Raw genomic sequence first — 25,246 nt, 5'->3', positions numbered from 1 at the left:
TATTTAAGATCTCCTGTTCAGATCTGTTATCAGTAACGGGTTATCTTTCCTCAAATCACTGATCAATGCGGCCACCTCTGTAGTAGTAGGGTTCCGCATTAATTTCTCCAGTTCACTATTGGTGATCCCTACCAGTTGCAGGAAAGATACTTCTCCATGCGGAGTTTCTATTCTTCCCAGTTCCGGATCAAGCGCTATCACGAAGGCAGTTATTTCTGTCTGGGTATCCAGCCGTATAGGGCCTTTTGCAGGTATAAAATGATTCTCTTCAAACCATTTCCCGCTGTTAAATACATAACGCGCCAGGTTATTCATAACATGCACCGCCCATAAAGGGTCCGCCTGGTCTTCGGCAAATGGCTTCAGCCTGAAAGTAAATTCAAAGCCCCATTTACTGAATTCGCCACCTGCCTTTTCACTGTCGTAGTAAAGCTCCGACATTCCATAACTGATAATATGGCGGTGAAAGTCTTGTTTGGTAGAATCATAAATACTGGCGCCATCTATCGGATCTGTCCCTCCCGCCATATAATGTATGCCGCAAAGCGGCCCATAGTGACGGGGCTCTGTTTTACCATATACCTTTTCCAAGGTATCATCTATAGAAAGCCAACCAACAGCGTCTTCCTCTCTGAATCTTTGTTTATATTCCCCGGGGGTCATAAGAATATCAGGTTAAACAATTAAATAACGACAATATAAGCCAAGTTGGGGAAAAAAGCCATGCTTAAAGCCGCTTTAAAAACAGGAAGATGGTTTGTCGTAATAGCCCTTCAAAATGACATTTTTGCCCCCATCCGGGTCTGCTGCTTTAATGTAGGTTTGCCTTATCAAAATTAAATATCGCATGAAACGCATATCCATCATTGTTCTCTTATTAATACTGGCACATTTCCAGATGAAAGCACAGCAGCAGGCAGGTCACTATGCAATGGTAAACGGTTTAAAAATGTATTATGAAATCCACGGCAGCGGCACGCCGCTGGTATTACTGCATGGCGGTGGATCCACTATCGTTTCCAATTATGGCGTCATCCTGCCGGAGCTGGCAAAAAGCCAGCAGGTAATAGCCATAGAATTGCAGGCGCATGGCCACACCGCGGATATTGACCGGCCACTGAGCTTTGAACAGGATGCCGATGATGTAGCCGCATTGCTTGCGCAGCTGCATATCACCAAAGCAAATATTATGGGCTTCAGCAATGGAGGTACCACAGCGCTGCAAATTGCCATACGGCACCCGGAGCTGGTGAATAAGCTGGTACTCGCTTCTGCGCTCTACAAACGCAGCGGTACACCGCCTGGATTTTTTGAAGGCTTCAATAACATCACGATTAACCAGATGCCCCCGCAATTAAAAGAAGCTTACCTGGCTGCCAATCCCGACCTCAAAGGGTTTGAAGCTATGTTCCGCCGGGATGTGGCGAGAATGAAAAACTTTAAGGACATCAGCGATGAAGCCATAAAAGGCATCCAGGCGCCGGCATTGGTGATCAACGGTTATACCGAGCCGATACTGCCGGAACATGCGCTGCTGCTGGCGCGCACATTACCGCATGCGCAGGCGGCCATCCTGCCGGGAGGCCATGGGGACTATATAGGAGAAGTTTGCGCGCCTGATAAGCAGAGTAAATTACCTGTTTTGGTAACCACCATGATCATTGAATTTCTAAGATCATAACCGGGCGGTTTACTCCGCCATATGTAATTGTGTGGTGGGGTGAGGTAAGGATCATCTAAAAGCGTAATAGCCTGGTTACTTCCTCATACGCTGTTGCGCGGCTGGGGTGAGGTAAGGATAAAACATACCTTCAATAATTTTACTATAATGTTTTATAGCATTGCCTCCCCTCAGCCGTCCTGTTAACTCATTATTCGATAGCCAGAAGTCGCCCACAATAAAGATCTGCGCGATCAGCGCCTCCCAAACGCTTTCCGGCAAATCATCCCGGAATACCCTGTCGGCCTTCAGCTGTCTGAAAATAGTAAAGAACTCTGTTGTTCGGCGCCGGGTTAAGGCGTAATAATCTTTTCTGATAGATGGCACGCGCAGGCTGATCTCCACAAAATGTAAGAATATAAACCGGTACTTATATGCCAGCTCCAGCGAACGGACAGAGAAATCATTAAGCGTGTCCAGGGTAGCGGGCGTAACCGACTCCAGTTCCGACATCAACCTGTCGAAATCAGCAGCCAGGAATTCATACAGCGTTCTTATGATCTCATCTGTTTGCCTGAAGTGATAATGCAGGTTACCAGGGCTGATCCCCATTTTTGCTGCTATATGCCTGCTGGTAATGGTGTTCACTCCCTGGCTGTTATAAAGTTCCAGCGCTGTTTTGAGAATATTTGTCCTCGTATCCATTCCCAAATTTAGAACAATTGATCTAAAAAAGAAGCAGGTTAGAACATTTGTTCTAAATTAATTAGTACATTTGTTCTAAATACAGATGGTATGAATAATGAATCGTATGATCAGCAGGAAGAAAATCAGCCCATATGGCAAAGGCTCAGAAGCAGTGTGCTCCCGGTTAAACCAACAGATTCCGTACCCGTAAAACTGCTGAAGAACAGTGGCTTCTACCTGTTTGCTGTAATGGCGTTACTGGTAACGCTGCTACTCGGAGGCGCCATTATGTTCGTGTTATAAAAATGAAACGTTTATTTGATCCGTTGTTTCTTGTTTATTGCGCCCTTTGGTGCATCATCCGGTTCTCCCGGTATATGCACCTGCCGGTTCCGCTGCTGAACGGGTACCTTACCGATTTCATTGCAGTACCAGCTATAGCACATGTGGCCCTTACTTTTACACGCAGGTATATTGTACATAATGAGCACTACAACTATCCCCTGTATTACTTACTGTTTATGGCTTTGTATATGTCTGTTGTTTTTGAATGGGTAATGCCGCGGTTTTCGCCTGTTTATACCGGCGATGCCTGGGATGTGATGGCCTACTTTGGCGGGGCCTTGTTTTATTATTATGTGCATGGGAAACAAACTTATGTGAAACATAAAGTCCGGTCACTTTAACCCGATACATCCTGCTACTACCAACCCTACCGTAACCACCGCCGCAACCGTGCGCACTGTATGCAGGCGGTTCCACGGCTGTTCAAAAGCAGCCCGGCGCCGCGCCAGCTCATCTTTATCCGCAGCTGCAAGATCCGCTTTGTCCAACGCATTATTGAGCGGCACATTACCGCCCATCGTCACCCCAAAAACACCCGCTATATAAATAATGGTAGCCCCCAGCAAACACCAGCTTCCCGGTGATACATCATAACTGATATATGCCCAGGTACAAACAGGCAGCAATACCAGCGACCCTAAAAAGGAAGCGAAAAAAACAGGATTGAGAATAGCCCGGTTGATGGATTGCATGGCCAACAGGTAACTGCTATCTGGTAACCGGCCCAGCCCGGGGTTGACAGAACAGGAATAGGCATAAAAAAGGCCACCTGTCAATGCAGTGGAGACAGCCGTAATTCCCAGTAAGATCTGCAGGAAAATAAGTCCCATATACTACAGGTTTAAGTGATAAGGGCAAGATACAAAAAACCGCATGGACCGGGTGATCCGTGCGGCTGAATATATTGCAGAAAGAATGGCTGCCCGGGAATTACTGAGCCAGTGCCTCTGTATATTTTTTGAAATTATCCAGGATAGCCTGCCAGCCTCCCTGTTGCATTTCAATACTGTGTGTATCTTCTGCATCAAAAGTTTCAGTAACAGTGGTAGTATTGCCGGTTACAGAGAAAATAACCCGTACAGTTCTGCCATCGCCCATAGTGTAGGCAATAAGCTCGTTTTCCTCCACCTCGTCGTATACACCGCCGAAATCAAAACCAAAGCTGCCATCTTTGGCTTCCATGCGTGTTTCGAACTTACCGCCCGGGCGCAGGTCGTTCACAGATTTCGGGCTGTGCCAGTCGTCGGAAGCAGTATTCCATTTTACGATATGCTCAGGTGCATTCCAGAGTTCCCACACCTTCGCAACGGGTGCATTGATAGTTGCAGTTACAGTGATCTTTGTAGCGTTATTAGTTGTTTGCATTTTTGTAAGATTTAAATATTAACCGTTGTTGTTAATGCAAACATAGCACGAGTATTTTATACCCGGCATGGCCAAATCCGACAAAATAGCGTACTAATTGCGACAGCCTCCACAATACGGCTTATTTCCAGTTCACTACCGTAAATACTATCGACGAATAGTGGTCCTTTTCATACAGGACGCCTGTTTTTTTCCTGCCTGTCTGTACAATATCAGAATAGGCAGCATAGGCATAACCGGCCTTCTTTGATCCGTTGCCTTTATAGATCACATAGCTTTTTTTCCAGGTACGCCCGTCGTCAAAACTGATACGGAGCGTAAGATTATCCCTTTCCAGTGAATCGGCAGCATTACAAAAAGCAATGATATTTTTTCCTTTGAAGGTACCCACGTTCAGTATACTGCCCTGGCATACAGCGTCTGGCAGCTGGTGATCAAAATAAGTGGTATCCCAGGTAGCGCCACCGTCGCTGCTGATAGATACGATCCGCTCTTTCACATCTTTTGCCTGGTTGCGGCTGTTCATCATCAGTCTGTTGCCCGAAAGCTGTACCGCCATGGATTCATTGCTGCCAGGTAAATCAACGCTGTTACCTAAATGGAATGTTTTACCATGATCATCAGTGTAGTAACCATGCGCTATGTAATGCCGCGCACCGGGCAATGCCTTACCTGCAGTATGATTGGCGGCAATAAAGATCCTTCCTTTAAAAGTTCCTTCGGAAAACTGCATGGCATGCCCCGGCGTATTGGCGTAGTAGCGCCAGTCTTCCGCAAAATTAAACGCAGGGTCTATCCCCGGTTGTTTGGGCCGGTGTACCTGCAGCGTGATATCCACCGGCGCTGCCCAGGTACGGCCGCCATCTGTGGAGGTGATATAAAAGCAATGCTTTATTCCTATCCCTTTAATGATATCTTTTTCCCGGTGAGTACCGGTGTTGTAAAAAAGAAAGATTCTTCCGCCGGGATAGGCCGCGTCTGTAAGATCTACCACGGGCGCGGGGTTGGAGAGCTGCAGGTTATCGCCCCCTGCCACTATCTGCATGGGCGACCAGGTTTTGCCTTTGTCTTTACTGCGTTTCATTACCAGATCAATATCTCCGAAATCATCACCACCATTTACACGGCCTTCTGCAAATGCCAGTAGATCGCCATCCGGCAGTGCGATAATGGCGGGGATACGGAATGATTTATAACCATCTGTTCCCGAAACAAAAACCGGTACTTCTTTTTGCTGCGCGTATGCAGTGCCAAGGCATATGAGCAGGAACGCTGTCACTATTTTTTTAATCATCATTATTTATTATTTACCAGGTCAATATCATTTGCTTTGGGACGCAAAAAGCTCAGTTGGATAATAATAGCCACCAGTACAATTCCTGCCAGCATAGCAAAGCTTTGCCCCAGGTTGCCCGCATCCGTGGAGCGTCCCAGCAGATCGGTGATGACAGCGCCGGCAAATACGCCTGACATATTCAGGATACCATATGCGGTAGCGCGGTAACCGGATGGTACAAACTGACAAAGGATAGGCATATTGTTGCCATCGAACATACCAAAGCCAACACCAAACAAAACGGCTGCTCCTATTACGTGCACCAGGCTGTGCCCTATTCCTATCAGTAGCAGGGCCGGTATGGTCAGCGACAACCCGATAGCGCTGGTATAGATCCTGCCCTTCGTATGGTGCTGTACCCATTTGTCGGACAGTATGCCGCCGAAGATCACACCGAAAAAGGAGGACGCCGCGATAGTAATGGTAGATAGAGGGCCTGCGGCCGACATATCTATCTGTAAACTTTCAGAAAATAAAGTCGGTAACCAGTTCTTAATTCCCCAGCCGGGAAAACTCGGAATGGCAAAATAGAACAGCAATATCCAGAAAGAAATATTTGTCAACAGCAAACCAATCCCTTTCAGAAAAGGTGGTTTTTCTTTCACTTCCACCTGCGCTTTCACGGTTTCGCGCAGGAATGCTATCAGTACCAGGGAATACACAATACCCACCATACCAAAAGCATGAAAGGTGGAATGCCAGGAAAACCTGGCGGCGATAGTTGCGCCAAAACCACCCAGTGCCTGCCCCATGTACAACCCAGTCATATGAATACCAACGGCCAGCGACCGTGTAGAGGAAGTATGATAGTCTGCAATCAGCGATAACCCTGCAGGTATATACAAAGCCTCGCTCACTCCCATCACGGCGCGTAACCAATACAACTGCCGGAATGTAGCAGCATAGCCCATTGCAAAGGTTACGCCGGACCAAACAAACAGGCTGCATACAATGAGCCATTTCCGGTTGATCCGGTCTGCAATGATGCCGGACAAAGGGCTCATACATCCATAGATCCAGAGGAAAATGGCCATCAGGTAGCCAAAATTGGCAGCCGACTGCAATGAGGGAATATCTGCCTGCATGGCGGGTTTCATGGTCGACAGCATCTGCCGGTCCATATAATTCAGCAAGGCTACTACCCATAGCAACCCTACTACTACCCAACGATAACTTCCTTTATTGGCCATGATATACAGATCAGTTAAAAATAATTTTGCCCGATATGATCACTGGTGTGCGAACACCCGCCTTTATTTCCCCTGAAGGAATGATAACCTTTCCCTTCCATAATAAAGCAGTAGTGGTAACCGGGCCCTCCATGGGGAGGGAAGTAGTTGCCGTCCACCGGCCGGAAAGGGTATTATACAACCACACTTCTTTTGTGAATCCTGGATGCGTGTTCAGCAGCGCTTTTCTTTCGTTTGTCAGCCTTGCCTTTCTGAGTGTATCTGTTGTATTGCTGATAGCTGCATTAAGTACTTCTGCTTTGCTGAATACCTCTCCCCTGTCGCCACTGCAAAACAGGATCTCATGCGCTCCTATGGCTACTCCCGATCCTGCAGCTACTGCATAGGGAAGCGGCGCTTTCAGAGCCCAGGTATGCTTCTGCAAATCGTAACGGTAAGTAGTGTTGAAAATATCGCTGATGCCGTTGCTGTTCTTACGCCTGCCGCCAATGAGGTACACGCCCCCGTCCTGTACAGCCATCACTGCATGGGAAGCCGCCGTGGGCATATCCGGCAACGTTTGCCAGGCGGCGCCTGGTGTGGATACATCCAGTGAAAAGAATTTATTGGAGGTTCCATTCACAGACTCACCGCCGGCTACATACAAGGTATGCCCGTAGCAAGCTGCCGATAAATTGGTGAGGGGCAATGGTAATGGTGGCAACCTGGTAAAATTGATTTCACCATCATTGTTTACCGTTAACCGTATTACATTACCGGTGGGGCCGTTGGTGTTTTCCCCGCCCAGGTATATAAGTCCGTCCGGCATGCTTACATTGGCGCTGTAAGCTACCGGTTGCGGCAATGTTTGCCGGCTTACATTCCCTGGTAGCATATGGCCTTTTTCATCTTGCCGGAAAATATAAATATCCTGTTTATATTTTTTTACACCACCGTTCCAGGGCATGCCATCCGGGAAGTTGGCGCCACCGGCAACGATCAGCAGACCATTGCTGATGCCCGCTACCGGCCCGGCCACACCGGGCTGCTGATGCAGCCCGGCCGCAGGCGGAAGCATTGCTGCGACCGACCACTCTACTTTGCGTACACTTTTCTCCTGGGCGCTTACTATGTTCACCGTCATCATGAATATTGTTGCATAAAGTATCCGTTTCATGAATGTTGTACTTTCCGGAAAAACGATATCCCGTCCAGCTCTTTATATAACCGGTCATATAAAGCCGGGCTAAGCGTGGTGAGTGGCAGCCGGCATGGCCCCAGGTCCCAGCCCAGCATTTTCATAATGGCCTTTTGCGCCGGTATGGGTGGGTATTTTGCAAAGATCCTGATCACTTCCACCATGAATAAATGCTGCTGTTGTGCGGCTTCTATATCGCCTTTTTCAAAATACGCTTTTGTTTGCAGGTATAACGGCGCCGCAAAAGTATAAGTGCTGCCAATAGCCCCTTTTGCACCCACTGCCAGCGCAGGTAATAACAGCTCGTCGAATCCGAACAATACATCGAAGCGCTTGTTCTGGTAATTAAAACAGGATTGATATTCGTGAATAGTGGAAGAAGTATATTTTATGCCTGCCAGGTTGGGGATCCTGTTGCCTGCTGTTTCCAGGAACTCCATCATATCCATTCCTACACCTGTAAGCGTGGGAATATGATAATAGTAAAAAGGCAATGCCGGCGCCGCAGCTGCAATATCCGCCATACAATCTGCCAGCACCTGTACGGAAGCCGGTTTGAAATAAAATGCCGCTACCGAGGAAAACGCATCAGCGCCTATGGCTGCCGCATGTGCTGCCAGTTTCCGCGATTCAGCAATACTGCTGTGTCCCACGTGCACTATGATCAGCAACCGCTTATTGGCCGCTTTTACAAATGCTTCTGCTACCTGCATTCTTTCTTCGGTAGTCATGTTGGGGCCTTCGCCATTGCTGCCGCAAACAAAAATGCCTTTTAAGCCGTCTTTTACCAGCTTATCTGTTAAAGCGGGTATCAGCTCCAGGTTCAGGGAGCCATCGCCGTGAAAGGGAGTAAATGCGGCGGCAATCAGTCCTTCAATATGTCCGTGCTTCATGAAATGATACTTTTATTAGGTTAGCCGGGAGCCAGGATACAAACCGGCTGTTTATGCAGGGTAGTACCCCGCAATTTTCACACGGGGAACCTGCTTCAATAGTCCTGCGCTAATGCCATTAAATACTTATGTACTACATATTAAAATTGGATAAAAAAATCGACACCGCAAAACATTTTCAGAAAAAAGAAGGGAGTGGTTAAATATTTTGCCGGAGGGAGGAGAGGAAAGGGATGGCTTTAATGAAAAATAATTTGTTTTATGTTATTGAAGTTGATTGGTATTCATGAGCTGCATCAGTTTACACAGAATGACAAATGCGGTAAGGCTGGCTTTTTAAGTTTAAAGGATTATCATTTTTGTATGATGCAATCCAGGAGGATGACTTTGAAGCTCAAGAAAGATCCGGATTGAAAACTATATCGGGCAATTGAGCTACGATAGAATAAGCATTGGGCAAAATACTCATGCTATTGCAGGTACTAACCGGCAGGAATATTGCTTCACTCAGCGTCCTATTTCAGTTTCCTGAAATGATGTTCAAGATGTTCCCGCATGCCTTCCCTGAACTGTTCCCTGGTACCGTTCTTCAGCAGGTTTACGAGGTCGGTATGTGATACCTTGCCTACAACCGGTACTTTCTCTTCATTTACAAGGTACCCAAAAATAGGAAGCAGCATGGTCTGGAAGCGTTGCATAGTGCGGTTACCGGTCATCTGGTAAATTTTGCCGTGGAACTCCACTTCATGCTTGATCCGGAAATTTTGTTTAGTAGAAGTTGTTTTCTGGCTGAGGGCAATTTTCTCCAGTTCTTCGACATCCTTTTTTGTTTTGCGGATGTATAAAATATCGGCCAGTCCCATTTCCAGGGTAAGCCTCAGTTCAAAAATATCCTGCAGCGTGGCATCGTCAATGATCAGCGGGTCCATTACCCGTTCCAGCGATCCCAGGATATCAGGGCTGGATAATATCATTCCCCTGCGTTTTTTTGTTTCAATCATGCCCAGCATCCTCAGGCGGCTGAGGGCTTCCCGCAGTACGTTACGGCTCACTCCAAGCGCTTCTGTAAGCTCCATTTCCTTAGGCAGCGCATCTCCGGGCTTGAACGATTTCTTCTTAAGATACTCCAGCAGCTTCATCTCCACTTCGTCTGCCATTGTTTTATAACTCACCTTTTCAATATCAATATGTAAATTCCCGATTCCCATAAAAGAGGATGTGATAATTTTGTTTAAATGTACTACAAATTAGCAGATCCCGGAGCGGGTCTTAGTCTGACTAAGGATTATGTTTTTGGAGCGGAGATCTAAGCGGAGGTTGTCTAACTCAGGATTATGATGATTATGATGATTATACTTTGGGGATTTGTAGGGGGAGATATAAGCGGAGATTGTCTGATCCAGGATTATGATGATTATTACTTTGGAGGTTTTGCTGAAATGAAAGCATATTACTGCCTTTATCTCTTTTCAATTTCCAAAATAAAATCATCATAATCATTATAATCACCATAATCAGTGTTCCAAGACAGCCTGGAACAAAATGTAAACAGGGCTTTCACTAACCGGTAAACGGATACTGGTAACTCCTGTCTTCTCCCATGTCACCTCTTTTGCAGGTTCGCTGGTGGTGCTCATAGCAGTAACGCTTACCGGCAATGATGGCAGGTCATGCAGTTCCGCATTTACTACACGCGGCTGGTACCCTTTCTGTTCATGGGTCCGGGCGCCGGTTGGCGACCATGCCACCCAGGCCAGCGACCGTGAATCATTTCCCTTCACAAACTCAAACACGTACAGGGAATCTGCTTCTTTTTTCACCACCCGCCGGAAACGGTAATCGCCCAATGTCTGGTACAATTGCTTTACCGCCCAGAACGACATCTTCGGAACAAAATTCCGTGTAAGCCCCGAAGCAGCGTGGAAAGAGGCCTCGTCTTCATCATTGTAATAATACAGGTAAGCGCGCCTGATGTCCAGCGTGGCAAATACCAGGAAAGACCTCACCAGGTACTGCGCCTGCTGCAGATCGCTTGCCCCCTGCCAGTTTAGTTTCAATGCCCAGTCTTTCCGGTGCTTCATGGCCTCCGGTGTACAGGCATCATAACCAAATTCTGTTACCCAAACTTCCTTATCTTTTGCATACCTGTTACGCCAGGCAATTGCCTCTTCAATCACCTTCAGGTATTGCAGGGAATTATCTTCAGGGTAACTCCTGTTCCAGCTGTTTTCACTGTTGGCCGATTTTTCGATGGTAGGATAAGTATGTATATTGATCACGTCATAAAGAGGCAGTATCTCTTTATCTCCATACAGATCATTCAGTCCCTGTGAGTAAGGATCTGCTTTCACGGCCACTGCAGGCGTAACGATCTTCATCTGCGGATCCCCGGCACGTACGCCTTCCGCCATCTTCGTGAAGAGGGTTTTGAATAGCGCCGGGTCAAAACGCGTTCCGGGCTCGTTGTCAATTTCCACGGAGGTACATAATTTTTCTGCCCCGGAAGGGCCGTAATAAGTGGCCATTGCTTTCCCGTAATCATATGCCCATTGCTCATGCCCAGCCCATAACTTTTTATAATCCGGGTTACCTAATCCCACTCCCAGGAACTGCATACAGATATCTGTTTCAAACCCTGCCGCTTTCCACGGGCCGTATACATCGCGTTTCCAGTTAATGTTATTAATGGTGTTGGGAATGGTGATAGAATCGCCGGGAGCTTTCACATCCCAGCTGATGTTATGATAACTGCGTAACAACCTGCATACCTGTTTGTACAGGTCAGGCTTGAGTGTAACATGGCCGTTAAGTCCCATAAAATCCCTGAACAACGGCCGGCTGGTACCGGGTATTGAATCGGTGGTATCAGGCTCAGTTTGTGCAGGGCTGCGTTCCGCGCAACTAACTGTAAACGCGGCAAAGAAGAAGATAATGGCGGTGAACAAATGATTCCGTGGCATAGTACAATAGCATAAGGAATGAACAAAAGAGGCGAATGGCAAGCATGAAGATATGCAAATATCTTTACGCTTACCATCCGCCTGTATCATTGTTCGCTATTGCCGGTTAATTCCTCCAGCCAGGCACCTGTTTGTAAACGCCGTTACTCTGCGCTATTACATCAGGGTTCATCGGCCATGCCATATGCTTAGCCGGATCAAAATTACGTGCAGGCCATACCTGTTTTATTTCGTAAGGCGATGCCGGGTTTACCTTATCGCTGTGGATACGGCCATGTAAAGGCGCATTGATCTTCGCATAATCGCCCCAACGCTTCAGATCCTGCAGCCTGTCTGTCCATTCGCAGGCCAGTTCCACACGGCGCTCATGTTTGAGATCATTCATGGTAGGATTTGCAATGCCGGCCAGTCCTACGCGGCTGCGCACTTCATTCAGCGGTGCGGCAGCTTCGCCGCTCCTGCCCAGTTTGATCAGCGCCTCTGCTTTAAAGAGCAGGATCTCTGCATAACGCATCAACGGTAAATTGAGCGCAGTGGTTGGATAGTCCGGGCTCTGGTTAATATTAGTGTTGGTAGTGATCACGCCGTCTTTACCATAGGAATAGGGCTCCATGTACTTATTCATCTGGAAACCGGATAAGCTGTTGGTGGAGTAGTAAGAGCGCACCAGGCCAAAGAAGGTAAATTTATCCCCGAATTTCAGGATGGTCACTTCCCGTCTTGGGTCATTGGCTTCGTATTCGTCATACAGTTCTTCTGTAGGCTGGAAATAGCCCCAGCCGTTGAAGATAGCCCAACCGGTATTTTCCAGTACTACGCCGGGAAACTCGGAGCCGCCCTGTACACCGGAAGTAACTGACCACATATATTCTGAGCTCCAGTTATTGGCGATGCTGAATACAGCGCGGTAATTCTGCTGGCTGGTTGCCTGGCCCTTGATGAGCGCGCGGTGTCCTTCGTCCCGGATCTTATCTGCGAGAGCGGGGATCAGCGCCCATTTGGAAGCGTCGTACTGTGCCCAGTAAGCATATACTTTTACCATGTATCCCCAGGCTGCGGCGCGATGCGCGCGACCCTGGTCGGAGGTGCTGTATGTTTCAAACAGGGGCAGCAGGCTGGCTGCTTTTTCCAGGTCGCTGATGATCTGTGCATAGTTATCTGTTACAGATGGCAGTTGTGGTGGAATGCGTTTTCCGAACTCCGGATTTTCCGGTCCATCGAAAGGCACGCCCTGGTCTTTATGCCCCCAGAGATAGGCTACCCAGAAATGAGCGAACCCGCGCATAAAATACGCTTCGCCCAATGCCTGGTTGCGGGCAGCCTCCGTGGTATTTTTTGAAGTGGGCACATTCTGGATCACCTGGTTGGCCCGGTTCATCATTTTATACAGATCGCTCCAGCCGCTTGTCAGGTAGCCTTCCCGGCCACTTGGAATGAAGTTCTTGATATTTTCACCATCGGCCTTCGCTCTTCCTACAATCAGGTCGTCGCTGGCATCCTGCACCCAGAAAAGGTCGCGGCCCCAGGTAGATTCATTACGCATGGCCACATACATGTCGTTGGTAGCCTTCCGCAGATCATTATCGCTCTGCCAGAAATAGGCAGTAGTAGGCGCACCATTGGGTTTTGTATCTACCCATTTGTTACAGGCACTTGCCCCCAGCATCAGTGACCCCGCAAGGAATATATGTTTGAATGTTGTTTTCATAAAAGCATTTGGTTTGATCAGAATTTAATATTTGCACCCAGGGAAAACACGCGCGATACCGGGAACTGTCCGCCATCAAGCCCTACACCACCTACTTCCGGATCCATACCGGTGTATTTGGTAAAGGTGAGCAGGTTGTCGCCGCTGAAGTATACGCGAAGTCCCTGGTTCCAGCTCATTTTCTTAAAGGTATAGCCGATCAGCAGGTTCTTTAATCTCAGGTAATTACCGTTTTCCAGGTACCAGTCGGAGTTGGTCTGAAAGTTTTTGTTGGGATCATTAGCGGAGATGCGGGGAATATTGGATCCTTTATTTTCCGGAGACCAGGCATCGAGGATTTTATCCCAACGGTTGTATCCCTGTTCGGAGCCGCTTAGGGTAGTCATTTTGAAAGCGTTGAACAGTTTTACACCGCCTACGCCCTGCATAAACAGGCTCAGGTCAAAATTTTTCCAGGTAAAGCTGGCAGTGAACCCGTAAGTGAGTTTGGGAAATGCGTTCCCCATATATACGCGGTCGCCATCATTGATAGCGCCGTCTCCATTCTGATCTACAAATTTCAGGTCGCCGGCCTTTGCATTAGGCTGGATCATTTTACCGTCTTTCTGGTAAGCTTTTGCTTCATCGTCCGACTGGAAGATGCCGGCGGTTTTTATCAGCCAGTAAGAATAGAATGGCTCTCCTGCTTTAGAACGGAAAGGCGTGAGCACACCCCTGAAAGCATCGCCATGCACCCATACAGAAGCCGGGTCTTCATCTATAGATTTCACCCTGTTCTTTAATGTGGCAATATTAGCTCCCAGGTTATATCCTACCATACCGATATGATCGTTCCAGGTTACAGCTACTTCAAAACCTTTATTACTGATTTCCCCCTTGTTAATCAGCGGTGCGCCTATACCAAAAGTATTAGGCCAGTTGGATTGCTGCAGCTGGATCAGGTCATAGGTAAGTTTATCAAAATAATCGGCGGTAATTGACAGGCGTTGTTTCAGAATGGCGATATCGATACCGATATCTGATTGTTGGGAAGTTTCCCAGGAAAGCGATGGATTAAATGCACTTGTTACTGCAAGGGAATTAGACCTTGGTGCTCCATCACCAATCTGGAATGTATAATCCGGCGTGAGCTTGGCATAACCGTAGTAGTGCCCAATAGAGCCCAGGTTGCCGATTCTTCCCCAACTGCCCCTGATCTTGAGCAGGTCCAGCCACTTTACATTATCCATAAAAGATTCCGAACTGATCTTCCATGCGGCAGTTACACCGGGAACTCCTATAGACCTGTGCCCCTCTGCCAATCTACCAGCCACGTCATTACGGTAACTGGCAGTTACAAAGTAGCGGTCGGCCCAGCTGTAGGATACCCTTCCTACATAAGATACTGTTCTGTCTTTCCATTCATCATCAGCCGGCTGATTCTGATCAAAGATGGTGGCATTGGTAAAAAACTGTGCCCAATCGGCCTCGTTCTCAAATCCTTTTGCAGCGGCAGAAAAATTGCGGTTAGCTTCTTCCTGGCCGGTCATGGATAACATTACACCGATGTTATGCCGGTTAATGATCTTATTATAGTTAAGGGTATTTTCCCAGATCCATTTATAACCTTTATCGGTAGAATAGGTTAATGTATTCTGATCATTTGGTTTTCCAGGCTCTGTTCTTTTAGGCTCAAAGTTTTTCCACAGCGCATTTTGCTGACGGTAAGAAAAGCGGGAGAGGTAAGTAAGGCCGGGAATAATATCTGACACCGTTAATTCGGTCACCGACTGCAGGTCATTTCTTTTGTTATAGGGCTTATTTCTCAGCAGGGTGGCTACAGGATTGATCACATCTCCATAGATACCGTTATACTGGGAACCTCTCGGTCCTACGCCTCCAAAGGTACCGTCGCTGTAGTATGGGGTAGCAGAGCGTGGCATGTACAGGGCAGAGAGTATAACGCCACTGTAACCGCTGGCAGTTTCCGCATCCCTGTTATCATTATTATTCCAGAAGAGATCCTGGCGCAGTTTAACATGCTTGTTAAACTCGTAATTCGCATTAAATCTCAGGGAGATATTTTTATTATAGGTATTGATCAGTGTACCTTCTTCCTTTTCATAACGGGCCTGGAAGAGAGTGGAGAACTTATCTGTTCCGGCGTTTACGCTGATATTGTGACGTTGTATCAGGCCGGTGCGGAAAATTTCATCCATCCAGTTGGTACGGGTTACCAGGCCATCCGGGTTTTTGGCAGGATTCCATCCTTCCAGCGGAGGCAGGCCGGCATTGGTTTGTGCCAGATCAGATACTTTACCCTGTTGTTCCGCTGTAAGCGATTGTAAGGTGCGCCATGGTTGCTTGGCGCCTACGAAACCGGTATACTGCACACTAGGCACTCCTTTTGTGGCCTGGCGGGTAGTAATGAGGATAACCCCTGCGGCGCCGGAGAAAGCACCATAAATGGAAGCGGAAGCCGCATCTTTCAATACTGTGATCGATTCCACATCTGCAGGGTTATAGGGGGCGCCGGGCACACCATCTACCACATACAGTACATTATCGTTCAGGGATCCTACCCCGCGGATCACTACACTGTTGGCATTACTGGTATGCCCTCCATTACTTACAACCGTGATACCAGGCACTTTACCCTGCAACATATTGGCCACATCCAGTACAGGACGTTCCTTGATCTGTTTCATATCAGGCACTACTGACACCGCTGCGGACAGATCGCCCTTTTTAGCGGTACCATAACCCAGTACCACTACTTCATTCAATGCGTTGTTGCTGGTTTTCAGCGTGAGGTTCAGCGTATTGGAAGTACCGGCAGGCATTTCTACTGTTTCATAGCCCACGTAGCTGAAGCTGAGTATTGCCTTGTCGCTTTCCAGGGTGATTTCAAATTTACCATCCGCATCGGTCACCGTTCTGGTTTTAGTGCCTTTTACCCAAACGGATACACCGGGAATAGGCTCATTATTTTCCGCAGTTACACGGCCGGTGATTTTGCGGGTGATTGCCTGGGTAGTTTGCACTTCCGGGTCTTTTTCCGCCTTCCTCAGCAGGATGGCTTTATCGCTCACGCTATACTCTATACCTGACTTATTACGGAGTATATTGAGGGCTTCGTTCAATGTAATATTATCTGCCTTGTAATCCCTGACAATAATTTTGTCGAAGTCTTGTTTAACATAGTTAAATGTAAAACTGCTCTGGTGCCCAAGGGCGCTCAGCACCTGGGAGAGGGAGGCTCGGGAAATATCCAGTTTCACTTTTTCGCTCAACCCTTGCTGCCTGGCGTATCCAAAGGTAGCTGGCAACAGGGCACATCCCAATAGCAGGAATCTTTTCAGGCGGGATACAGCCGGCCCGCTGCTGCGGGTATGCTGATCAGCGGAAGTAAATGTCATTTTCATGTGTTGAATTTTTCAGGAGCGTTCACGTGTTTTTTAATAGATGATCACCTGTCTGTCAGAAATACGGAATTGTTTACGACTGATGTAGCATAGATTTCCCAGCATTTTTCCGAAGCTGTCTTTTTTGAAAAGCACAGAAACATTCTTCTCGATGCCCTGTGTATTTTCCCATTTCACCTGATAACCGTTGCGTGTGCACAATCGCGTTACGGCATCTTTGAAAGGGAGATCAGTAGCGCTGAAGGCGCCTTCTTTCCAGGCAGCCACTTTTCCTGCTTCCGTAGCGGAAATATTTAGTGCTTTGTCTTCATTATTATAGGCAGCGGCATAGCCGGGTTTCAATACAGTACTGTCTTTTCCTGTGCGTACTTTTACTTTACCCTGTACCAGGGACACGCGGGTAAGTCCTTCGCCGGCATAGGCTTCCACGTTAAATTGTGTGCCCAGCACCTGGATAGCGAGATCGCGGGTGCGGATAATGAATGGCTTGTTCCTGTTGCCCTGTACCTCGAAGAAGCCTTCTCCGGTAAGTTGTACACTGCGGTTTTGTTTATTAAAGTCTTCCTTCCACCGAAGTGAAGCAGCTGTATTCAGCCAGATGCGGGAACTATCCGGCAATACCACCAGTTTTATCTCATTGGTTTCATTGGTTACCTGGAATGATTTTAAACCAGCCAGGGGAGCAGATGATTTCTCTGTATAACGGGCCCACATAAACCCGGCGCCTGCCAGTAATAATATACTGGCTGCAGCCGCCCATTGGATGGAACGTTTTTTCCACCAGGCCACAGGTGCAGCCGGCAGCATACTATGGAAGTTGGCCAGGAACTGTTGCCGGTAAAGGTTGGATTCCAGGGCCGACAGGTTTGCATCGCTGTTTAAACCGTCATACCAGTTGTCCAGTAGTGCCAGTTCTTCGGGCGTACATTTTCCCGCATAAAACTTTTTCAACAGGGCTTCGGCCCTGGGATATTTTTGTGTTGCCATCTGTTAATGAATACCCGCAACACAAAAAATGTTAACTCGCCCTAAGGTTAAGAAATTGTAAACAGCAAAAATGAGGAAACGAGACTGGCAGACAAAGCCGGATTTGCTTTAATATGTGCTTTTACCTGTTTGAGGGCACGGCTGTATAAAACGCGCGCCGATCCTGCGTCTATACCAAGTTGCTGTGCTATTTTCTGGTAGGAATAATGATGGTTTACGCGAAGGATAAATAACTGCCGCTGGCTGGGTGAAAGGATCTCCAGCGCCTCACTGATAATGGTTTCCTTTAACCCGTGCAATTCATTGGAAGCAATGGCCCCGGGCGATTCCAGAGTGTCGTTTAATAATATTTCCAGTTTTTTCAGATGTGCCTGGTAACGGCCATTTGTACGGTAATATTTAAAGATACGCAGTTTCAGTGCGTTGAGCAGGTAAAATTCCAGTGTTTCATCTTTCGGCACTTCCTCCCACTTCACCCATAATGAAAGTAGTACATCCTGTACAATGTCAAACGCGTCGTGCGGGTTTGTTTTTGCCACGGCGATGCCCAGTAACTTATCCCAGTAAGCAGCTACAGCTGCTTCAAAATGAGCCTGACCGGACATACCGGTTGTATGATGGAAAGATACTTTCTTAAGCGCAGACATAAGTTGAAATATAACAGTCCCTACAAAAGTAATTGTCTAATATTACGTGGATATTAACGTTGCGAATTCCAGCTCTTTTTTTCCAGTAAAAATCGATTTAGCAAATCCCGGCAAATGGAGGTAGTACTATTGCTGTACTATTCATTCGTAAAAAAATAATTTTGATTGATCGTTTAATGTGGACTGATTGGTCTTAGCCAAATATAAATTTACTTTTTCAAACGGTAAAGAATATTTATAAAGCGTAGATCTTACCTTAAAAAAGGTATTTCTGTTTGTTTCATTTATACAGGGGGCTGCGGTAAACTACGCGTATTCACCAGATGCATCACCGGAGTAGAAAAAAGGAATGAGAGAAATATTTGGAGAATTGAATTTATTATTTATATATTTGCAACCCCAAACGGGGAATACAGAATGGCTGAAAGGCTTGCCTGTAGGAAGGATCGGTAGTTCAGTTGGTTAGAATGCCGCCCTGTCACGGCGGAGGTCGCGGGTTCGAGTCCCGTCCGGTCCGCGGAAATCTCGAAGAAACCCGCTCATTGAGCGGGTTTTTCTATTTTAATTGACTAGTTAGTCGTTTCCCCTTAATTTCCCCTGTCAGTTCTGCCTGTAATCAAACAAAATCGATATGAAAACACAAATCACAACATTCCTGACATTCCAGGAAAACAATGCTGAAGAAGCAATGAACTTCTACATCGAATTATTTGACAATTCTAAAATTACAGAAATCAAACGCTATGGAAAGGATGGCCCCGGGAAAGAAGGTACAGTAATGGTAGCCAAGTTTGAACTGAATGGAAAGCATTTCATTTGCAGCGATAGCTTTGTAAAACATGAATGGAATTTTACACCGGCGATCTCCCTGTTCGTGGATTGTAAAACGGACAGCGAAATTGAAAAACTATTTGAAAAGCTCTCTGATAACGGAAAAATATTCATGCCTTTAGATAATTATGGCTTCAGCCAGAAATTTGGCTGGGTTGGGGATAAATTTGGTATTACCTGGCAGTTGAGCTTACAATAGGTAGAATTGCCGGAATGAAAGCACCATTCTAATTCGCTTAAGATAATTGCAGCAGGGCCCGTTCTTATTTCTTCCGGGAATCATGGGTATCCATAAGCAGAACTCCGCCGCAGCTAAACAATCCCACTATGGAATTACAACACTCTTCGACTCCACTGTATGAGCCGAAAATATACCTAACGCGCCATTGGAAATATTATTCGGAGGATTGTTAGGCGTGGTACCTCCACCGGGGCCACTATCGCCCATTAAAGCCAGCGTTCTGTAATACAATGCTACATTCTTATCGATGCATTGCATTTGTAAGGTGATCGAATCTCCAGGCTTAAACTCAATGTCATCATCGTTAACTTCCAGTCTTACAGAGTTGGGAACACCATTCCTAACGTCATCATTCTGCAAAAAATGCTGATTAACCAGTTTATTGTTTAACCATAATACAAACCGGTAATTATTCCCCTTTGCTATCGGGTCGGGGTAAACCGGTATAAAACTGTACTCAGTTTCACCGGTAACCAGATGAGTCTCTACCCTGATAGAATCAAATAGCACCCGTTGCGGTATAGTACTTTTGGCAGTATATGTTTGATTCTCTACCTGCACATCCAACGTATATGTTCTACCCTCTACGCCGGTCAGCGCCCTGGTGCGGTACATTCCGTTTCCAACTGCAGTAAGCATTTCACTGTTTCCTACATCATCGCTGATGGCTACTATGGCATCATCAATCACTGGATAACTTCCGGTATCCTTCAGGCTAATTGATTTTGTAATTTTCACATAATACGGCCCGGCCTCATTGGTGATGTTCCCTTGAATGATAATCCTGGATTCATTGCTTTTGTAGTCCAGATCAATCACTTTCTCACAACTTGTAAAAAGTAATCCTGTCAATAGTATGCTGATAATATTTTTCATTTATATCCTTTCTTAAAATTTGAAATTATATGTTACACTCGGTACCCATTGGAAGAGCGATGTTTGTACGGCATCTATCTTTTGCGGGTTATATTTATTCTCTTTAAATGTAATCGCGAATGGATTACGACGGCCGTAAACGTTGTACAGGCCAAAATTCCATGAGCCCTGCCATCTTTTCCCTGAAGGTTTTTCATAAGTGAAGCTGATATCCAGCCGGTGTGTTGCCGGCATCCTGTCGGCATTACGGGCACCATATTGATAAACAACCATATCGTTCAAAACATACTTGCCTGTAGGGAATGTTACGGCATTACCGGTGTTGTATATGAATGTACCCGATACAGTCCATCGTGGGGAAAGTGTATACACACCTACAACCGACAAGTCATGCGTACGATCCTGCTTCGCATTATACCATTGATTATTGTTTATACCGTTTATTTGTCTTTCTGTTTTGGAGAGCGTATAACCGATCCATCCTGTAAGCCTTCCCTGTTTCTTCTTCAATAAAAGTTCCACACCATAGGCCCGGCCTTTGCCAAAGAGTAATTCACTTTCAATATCTGGAACAGTATTTATATCGGCGCCATCCCTATAGTCTATCTGGTTCTGCATGGTTTTATAGTAGGTTTCGGCGCTTACTTCATATACATTGTTCTTAAGGTTTTTGCTGAAACCAACACTGAACTGATCGGCTACTTCGGGCTTAATGTTGTAACTGTTACCGATCCATGCATCCGTAGGACTACCCCCGGTTGAATTGCTCATCAAGTGGAGGTTTTGCGTATTACGGGCATAACCTATTTTTACGGCTGCAGTATTGTTTATCCTGTAACTTGCGGAAACCCTCGGTTCAAGATTGTAATAACTTTCCCCAAATTTTCCATCAGCCAATTTTATGGAATCTATGAGCTTATTGTTTTTGTAGATATTATAGGTATCACCGCCTAACAAATTGTAAAGCGAAAACCTTAACCCATAATCAATATCAATTCGGTCGGAAGCCTTCCACGAATTGCTTATATATGCAGCGCTCTCCAATCCTTTACGGCTTTTCTTATCACTTACAATATCTGTTCCCCCGGCTTTGGTAGGCGTTATGGTATGGTGTATAATATTAAAACCGGCGCGTACGGTGTTGCCGGCATTTGCATACCAGGTAAAATCCTGTTTCAGGTTTAAGTCCCTGATATGGGAGTTAAACTTCATCTCACTGGCATCGGTTTTAAACCCAACATTGAAATCATAGTTGCTGTAAATGAAAGAGGTATTGGAAAACAACCTGCTGTTCAATATGCTGTTCCATCTTAACGTTGCGGTAGCATTGCCCCAATCACTTCCGAACAACGATGATACGCCGAATACATCCTTTCCAAAATACCCTGAGAAGTATAACTTATTCTTACTGTTGATGGCCCAATTAGCTTTGGCATTCAAATCATAGAAATACAACTTAACATCTTTCATATCATCTGAAAGCCGGGCTAAAAGGTCGGCATAAGTGCGTCTGCCGGATATCATGAATGAAGACTTATCTTTCTGAATAGGGCCTTCCAATGTCAACCTGCTACTAATCAGGCCCAGCCCGCCACTCACCTGGTAATCCTTACTATTACCCTCTTTCATTTTCACATCCAGCACTGATGAAAGGCGGCCTCCATACTGCGCGGGACTGTTTCCTTTGATAATAGTGGCATCTTTAATGGCATCACTATTGAAAGAACTGAAAAAGCCAAGCAGATGCGACGCATTATACACGGGTGCTTCATCGAGCAATATCAGGTTCTGATCAGTGGCGCCCCCCCTCACAGAAAATCCATTGCTTCCTTCACCGTTGGATTTTACACCAGGCAATAACTGAATTGTCTTTACCAAATCCTTTTCACCAAATATTACCGGCAACTTCGCCACTTCCTTCATATTCAGTACTTCCGTGCCCATGGTGGCTTTAGTAAGATTATCATTCTCCTTCCTGGCGCTTATTACCACTTCATGAAGCTTGCTTTCATCGGTCATATTAATGCTCACAGTAACGTTCGATGTTAAATTCACAGGAACTATTTCCTGCTTATATCCAACATAAGAGAAACGCAATGTATAGTTGCCCTGGGGGAGCGAAATAGAATAAAATCCGTACTCATTGGTAATTACCCCTATGTTGTGTTTTTCTGCCACCACTACAGTTACACCTATGAGTGATTCACCCGTAGATTTTTGCTTTACCATTCCGCTGATGGTAAATTTTGATTGCCCCATTAGCAGCGTTGTACTTAATAAAAGTACAAGGTTCGCTACTATTAATTTCTTTGACCTGATAGCGAATCGGCATATTCGTTTGTCTGTTCCAGTTTGCATGCGACAATCATTTTTATGATTACGATACAAATATGAAATCAAAAACTACCCGCTAAAAATTTTTGAGAAGAAGGGAAAGATTTATGCGAAGAACGCAAGAGTTTCACAGATAGCTGCAAACAAAAAGATCTGTTTAAGAAGAATAGCGGTTAAAGAACTCTTCGGCGTAAGTCCGCCCAATAGGAAACTCCTTATCGCCAATATAAATAGTAGTTCCTCTCACCGCCTCTATTTTACTAAATGGAAGTATGAAACTGCGATGTACGCGAATAAAATCAGTAAAGCCCAGCTTTTCCGTCATATCTTTCATAGACATCCTTGCTACAACAGTTTTACGATCCCTGATATAAATTTTGAGATAATCAGCCAATCCTTCGATGTATTGAATATCAGCCAGAGGAATTTTAACCAAACTGAAATCCGCACGGATAAATATACTTTTTTCTGAGCTGCTGTCTTTTTTATTCAGATAGTCCAGGTATTCCTGCGCTTTCGTAACGGCCTGATTAAAGCGTTTTTGATTGATAGGCTTGAGTAAATAATCGATAGCATTCAATTCGTAACTAACAACGGCGTATTCGCTAAAAGCAGTGGTAAAAATCACCATTGTGTTCTTCTGCAGCAACTTTACCAAATTAATACCAGTCATAGCAGGCATCTGGATATCACAAAATATCAGGTCGACTGAAAATTTGCGTAAATGCGCTATCGCTTCGGTTGGTTGTGTAAATGTTTTTTGCAGATGGATGATCCCACTTTTATGGCATAGCGATTTAATCACTGTAAGTGCTAAAGGTTCATCATCTATGGCAATAGCGTTTATCATTGTAAGTTGATATATAAAGATACAAAGAACTCCTTTTCAGTATCATTAATAACCAGCAAATGTTTAGAAGGATAAATCAGATTCAGCCGATGCTTTGTATTCTCAATTCCCAATCCGCTCCTTTCGGAAATATCGCGCTGCACATCTACTTTATTATTCAGTACACTTAGCTGAAACTCACTTCTGTCCATTATTATTTCAATTTTAATACGGCTTTTCTGTTCGGAGTTCACTCCATGTTTGAAAGCATTTTCAATAAATGGAATAAGCATCATAGGAGCAATCCGCAAAGCGGGAATATTTTCCTGGATATGGTATTCCAGCTTTACGCTTCTGTCTAAACGCATCTTTTGTAATTCAATAAAATTACTGATGTAATTTATTTCATCTTCCAGTAAAACAAAGTCCTGTTGAGTATCTTTCATAGTGTATCGCATCATTTCTGAAAGCTTATCAACCATATCCGCCGTTTTGGGAGAGGAATCAATGGCGGTAGCATAAATGTTGTTCAAGGTATTAAACAGAAAATGAGGATTGATCTGTGATTTAAGTGAAGTTATTTGTGCCGAAAGCTTTTCGCTTTCTGTTTGCTTCAACCTGTTATAGACTGTCCATAAAATAGACGACACAATAGATAAAAGCCATAACAAAAGAGCATTCACTACTATAACGGGAAAAATCTTTTCAACTACCCGGCTTACTTCGGGCGATGCTCCTGAGTTAAAATCAGGATAAAAAAACATTACTGCGGAAAGTAAAAAAACGGTTACTACTGCCAATAACAGGAATGAAAAATAAAGCCAGTATCTTTGGGTGAGCAGGTATTTAGGAATGAGAAAGAAGTAATTGAAATAGAAAATTACTATCAGTACGGTACTTAAAGCAAAACAGCGCAGAAGATATTTTTTGTCGGACGTAGGATCCAACGCGTCAAAAAGCTGATCAGTGGAAATGTAAGGAATCACCAGCAATAGTATCCAAACCAGGGCATGTATGGCAATGGTGTAACGTTTTATCTTCATAATCATTCTGGGAATAGTACCCAAAACAAAGGTATGTCCCTTTTTTCTCAAAAAATATGAGAAGAAGGAGGGGTATTTGTAGAAGTATGAATAAAATTCAGCAGTTTCCCCGGTAATTACTTCCCCTCTTTAAACGATAACCCCTTCTCCTCCAGCGCGCGCTGCAATTTAGGCATAGAGCTTTTACCCATGCCATGAAGCGCCAGTACTTCCGCCTCGCTGAACCTGGAAAGCTGCTGCACCGTCCTGATCCCTTTGCTTTCCAGCGCACGGCGTGCAGGCGCGGAAAGAGATGCAAAAAGGTCACCGGGAGCGGCATTGTGCCTGGCGGGTATTTTTCGCCTTGCTCTCCTCCACTCTGAACTTTACTATTTTCTTTATCAGCGCAATGGGCAGCGGTTTGTCCAGCGGAAACTGCACAGCACCTTTGGATCCCTTATAAACGGAAAGCTCCTTTTCAAATGCTTTAATACCGGAGGATGTCGGGTAAAATCCTATATGCTGTTTATACCCCCCGAAATGCACCAGGTTGCCGTTCAATGTAAAAGTAGGAATGCCATAACTTATCTTTTCTCCCGCATCGGGCGCAACGGCCCTGATAGCAGCCCTTATCTGCTGCAGCAATGCCTGCGTTTCCTCAGGGAAACCGGCAATATACTGATCAATAGTACTTACTGTTTTCATACCGCTGAATGCTTTCTTAAAATTACCATAATCCGGGCATTCCGGGAAG

The 25,246-nt window shown here is 45.6% G+C and carries 24 protein-coding genes and 1 tRNA gene; 5 read left to right on the top strand and 20 right to left on the bottom strand.

Annotation, left to right across the window (positions count from 1 at the left end):
- Window positions 1-3: 3 nt before the first annotated feature.
- On the bottom strand, window positions 4-663 hold the full coding sequence (locus ABIE50_RS08400; protein WP_209864676.1) for a suppressor of fused domain protein: 660 nt from the start codon (window positions 661-663) through the stop codon (window positions 4-6).
- 184 nt (window positions 664-847) lie between these two features.
- Between ABIE50_RS08400 and ABIE50_RS08395 the strand changes: the two genes are divergently transcribed.
- Window positions 848-1,681 (top strand): alpha/beta fold hydrolase, encoded by an 834-nt coding sequence (locus ABIE50_RS08395; protein WP_209864679.1) that lies wholly within the window; start codon window positions 848-850, stop codon window positions 1,679-1,681.
- Window positions 1,682-1,756: 75 nt separating this feature from the next.
- Here ABIE50_RS08395 and ABIE50_RS08390 read toward each other — a convergent pair whose 3' ends face one another.
- Window positions 1,757-2,365, bottom strand: coding sequence for a TetR/AcrR family transcriptional regulator (locus ABIE50_RS08390; RefSeq protein WP_209864682.1), 609 nt, complete (start codon window positions 2,363-2,365; stop codon window positions 1,757-1,759).
- 90 nt (window positions 2,366-2,455) lie between these two features.
- On the opposite strand from ABIE50_RS08390, the gene ABIE50_RS08385 reads away from it, so the two are divergent.
- Together ABIE50_RS08385 and ABIE50_RS08380 are read left to right on the top strand one after the other, a co-directional pair.
- Entirely contained in the window at window positions 2,456-2,650 is a 195-nt protein-coding gene (locus tag ABIE50_RS08385) for a hypothetical protein (protein ID WP_209864685.1), read from the top strand.
- A 2-nt stretch (window positions 2,651-2,652) separates the two neighbouring features.
- Complete coding sequence (locus tag ABIE50_RS08380) at window positions 2,653-3,033, top strand: hypothetical protein (protein ID WP_209864687.1); 381 nt, start codon at window positions 2,653-2,655, stop codon at window positions 3,031-3,033.
- Here the strand turns inward: ABIE50_RS08380 and ABIE50_RS08375 are convergent.
- From ABIE50_RS08375 to ABIE50_RS08320, 12 genes are all read right to left on the bottom strand, one after another.
- Entirely contained in the window at window positions 3,025-3,522 is a 498-nt protein-coding gene (locus ABIE50_RS08375) for an anthrone oxygenase family protein (protein ID WP_209864690.1), read from the bottom strand. The genes ABIE50_RS08380 and ABIE50_RS08375 overlap by 9 nt on opposite strands.
- Window positions 3,523-3,622: 100 nt before the next feature.
- Window positions 3,623-4,057 carry an SRPBCC family protein gene (locus tag ABIE50_RS08370; protein ID WP_209864693.1) on the bottom strand — a complete coding sequence of 145 codons (435 nt, stop codon included), beginning with the start codon at window positions 4,055-4,057 and terminating at the stop codon, window positions 3,623-3,625.
- 121 nt (window positions 4,058-4,178) lie between these two features.
- Complete coding sequence (locus ABIE50_RS08365; protein ID WP_209864696.1) at window positions 4,179-5,354, bottom strand: sialidase family protein; 1,176 nt, start codon at window positions 5,352-5,354, stop codon at window positions 4,179-4,181.
- The gene (locus ABIE50_RS08360; RefSeq protein ID WP_209864699.1) at window positions 5,354-6,583 is read right to left on the bottom strand and encodes an MFS transporter; all 1,230 of its coding nucleotides are present in this window, start codon (window positions 6,581-6,583) and stop codon (window positions 5,354-5,356) included. The genes ABIE50_RS08365 and ABIE50_RS08360 overlap by 1 nt, the downstream gene beginning before the upstream one ends.
- A 10-nt stretch (window positions 6,584-6,593) precedes the next feature.
- A complete protein-coding gene (locus tag ABIE50_RS08355; RefSeq protein WP_209864702.1) occupies window positions 6,594-7,739 on the bottom strand; it encodes a Kelch repeat-containing protein in 1,146 nt (381 codons plus the stop codon).
- Window positions 7,736-8,653 carry a dihydrodipicolinate synthase family protein gene (locus tag ABIE50_RS08350; RefSeq protein ID WP_209864705.1) on the bottom strand — a complete coding sequence of 306 codons (918 nt, stop codon included), beginning with the start codon at window positions 8,651-8,653 and terminating at the stop codon, window positions 7,736-7,738. The genes ABIE50_RS08355 and ABIE50_RS08350 overlap by 4 nt, the downstream gene beginning before the upstream one ends.
- Before the next feature lie 515 nt (window positions 8,654-9,168).
- Complete coding sequence (locus ABIE50_RS08345; protein ID WP_209864707.1) at window positions 9,169-9,861, bottom strand: FadR/GntR family transcriptional regulator; 693 nt, start codon at window positions 9,859-9,861, stop codon at window positions 9,169-9,171.
- 306 nt (window positions 9,862-10,167) lie between these two features.
- Complete coding sequence (locus ABIE50_RS08340; RefSeq protein WP_209864710.1) at window positions 10,168-11,613, bottom strand: hypothetical protein; 1,446 nt, start codon at window positions 11,611-11,613, stop codon at window positions 10,168-10,170.
- Between the two features lie 106 nt (window positions 11,614-11,719).
- Complete coding sequence (locus tag ABIE50_RS08335) at window positions 11,720-13,321, bottom strand: RagB/SusD family nutrient uptake outer membrane protein (protein ID WP_142683590.1); 1,602 nt, start codon at window positions 13,319-13,321, stop codon at window positions 11,720-11,722.
- Window positions 13,322-13,338: 17 nt separating this feature from the next.
- Window positions 13,339-16,725, bottom strand: a complete 3,387-nt coding sequence (locus ABIE50_RS08330) for a SusC/RagA family TonB-linked outer membrane protein (protein ID WP_354027927.1) — start codon at window positions 16,723-16,725, stop codon at window positions 13,339-13,341.
- A gap of 33 nt (window positions 16,726-16,758) precedes the next feature.
- The gene (locus ABIE50_RS08325; RefSeq protein ID WP_209864712.1) at window positions 16,759-17,712 is read right to left on the bottom strand and encodes a FecR family protein; all 954 of its coding nucleotides are present in this window, start codon (window positions 17,710-17,712) and stop codon (window positions 16,759-16,761) included.
- Between the two features lie 47 nt (window positions 17,713-17,759).
- Window positions 17,760-18,359 (bottom strand): RNA polymerase sigma factor, encoded by a 600-nt coding sequence (locus ABIE50_RS08320; protein ID WP_209864714.1) that lies wholly within the window; start codon window positions 18,357-18,359, stop codon window positions 17,760-17,762.
- 443 nt (window positions 18,360-18,802) lie between these two features.
- Between ABIE50_RS08320 and ABIE50_RS08315 the strand changes: the two genes are divergently transcribed.
- Window positions 18,803-18,876: transfer RNA gene (locus ABIE50_RS08315), tRNA-Asp, on the top strand.
- Between the two features lie 114 nt (window positions 18,877-18,990).
- A complete protein-coding gene (locus ABIE50_RS08310; protein WP_209864717.1) occupies window positions 18,991-19,389 on the top strand; it encodes a VOC family protein in 399 nt (132 codons plus the stop codon).
- A gap of 126 nt (window positions 19,390-19,515) precedes the next feature.
- Here the strand turns inward: ABIE50_RS08310 and ABIE50_RS08305 are convergent, their stop codons facing one another.
- The 6 genes from ABIE50_RS08305 to ABIE50_RS08280 all read right to left on the bottom strand — a co-directional run bounded on the left by ABIE50_RS08305 (window position 19,516) and on the right by ABIE50_RS08280 (window position 25,197).
- Complete coding sequence (locus ABIE50_RS08305; protein WP_209864720.1) at window positions 19,516-20,307, bottom strand: DUF4249 family protein; 792 nt, start codon at window positions 20,305-20,307, stop codon at window positions 19,516-19,518.
- A 12-nt stretch (window positions 20,308-20,319) separates the two neighbouring features.
- On the bottom strand, window positions 20,320-22,536 hold the full coding sequence (locus ABIE50_RS08300) for a TonB-dependent receptor (RefSeq protein ID WP_354027926.1): 2,217 nt from the start codon (window positions 22,534-22,536) through the stop codon (window positions 20,320-20,322).
- 262 nt (window positions 22,537-22,798) lie between these two features.
- Window positions 22,799-23,491: a LytR/AlgR family response regulator transcription factor gene (locus ABIE50_RS08295; protein ID WP_209864726.1), complete on the bottom strand. Its 693-nt coding sequence runs from the start codon at window positions 23,489-23,491 to the stop codon at window positions 22,799-22,801.
- Window positions 23,488-24,270: a sensor histidine kinase gene (locus ABIE50_RS08290; RefSeq protein ID WP_209864729.1), complete on the bottom strand. Its 783-nt coding sequence runs from the start codon at window positions 24,268-24,270 to the stop codon at window positions 23,488-23,490. Before ABIE50_RS08290 ends, ABIE50_RS08295 begins: the two co-directional genes overlap by 4 nt.
- A gap of 359 nt (window positions 24,271-24,629) precedes the next feature.
- Window positions 24,630-24,848 (bottom strand): DNA-directed RNA polymerase subunit alpha C-terminal domain-containing protein, encoded by a 219-nt coding sequence (locus ABIE50_RS08285; RefSeq protein WP_354028282.1) that lies wholly within the window; start codon window positions 24,846-24,848, stop codon window positions 24,630-24,632.
- Window positions 24,817-25,197, bottom strand: coding sequence for an iron chaperone (locus tag ABIE50_RS08280; RefSeq protein WP_354027925.1), 381 nt, complete (start codon window positions 25,195-25,197; stop codon window positions 24,817-24,819). The genes ABIE50_RS08285 and ABIE50_RS08280 overlap by 32 nt, the downstream gene beginning before the upstream one ends.
- Window positions 25,198-25,246 lie beyond the last annotated feature (49 nt).

The sequence above is a fragment of the Chitinophaga sp. OAE865 genome, assembly GCF_040546735.1.
Classification (GTDB): domain Bacteria; phylum Bacteroidota; class Bacteroidia; order Chitinophagales; family Chitinophagaceae; genus Chitinophaga; species Chitinophaga polysaccharea_A.
This window is presented reverse-complemented; position numbering and strand designations above follow the sequence as displayed.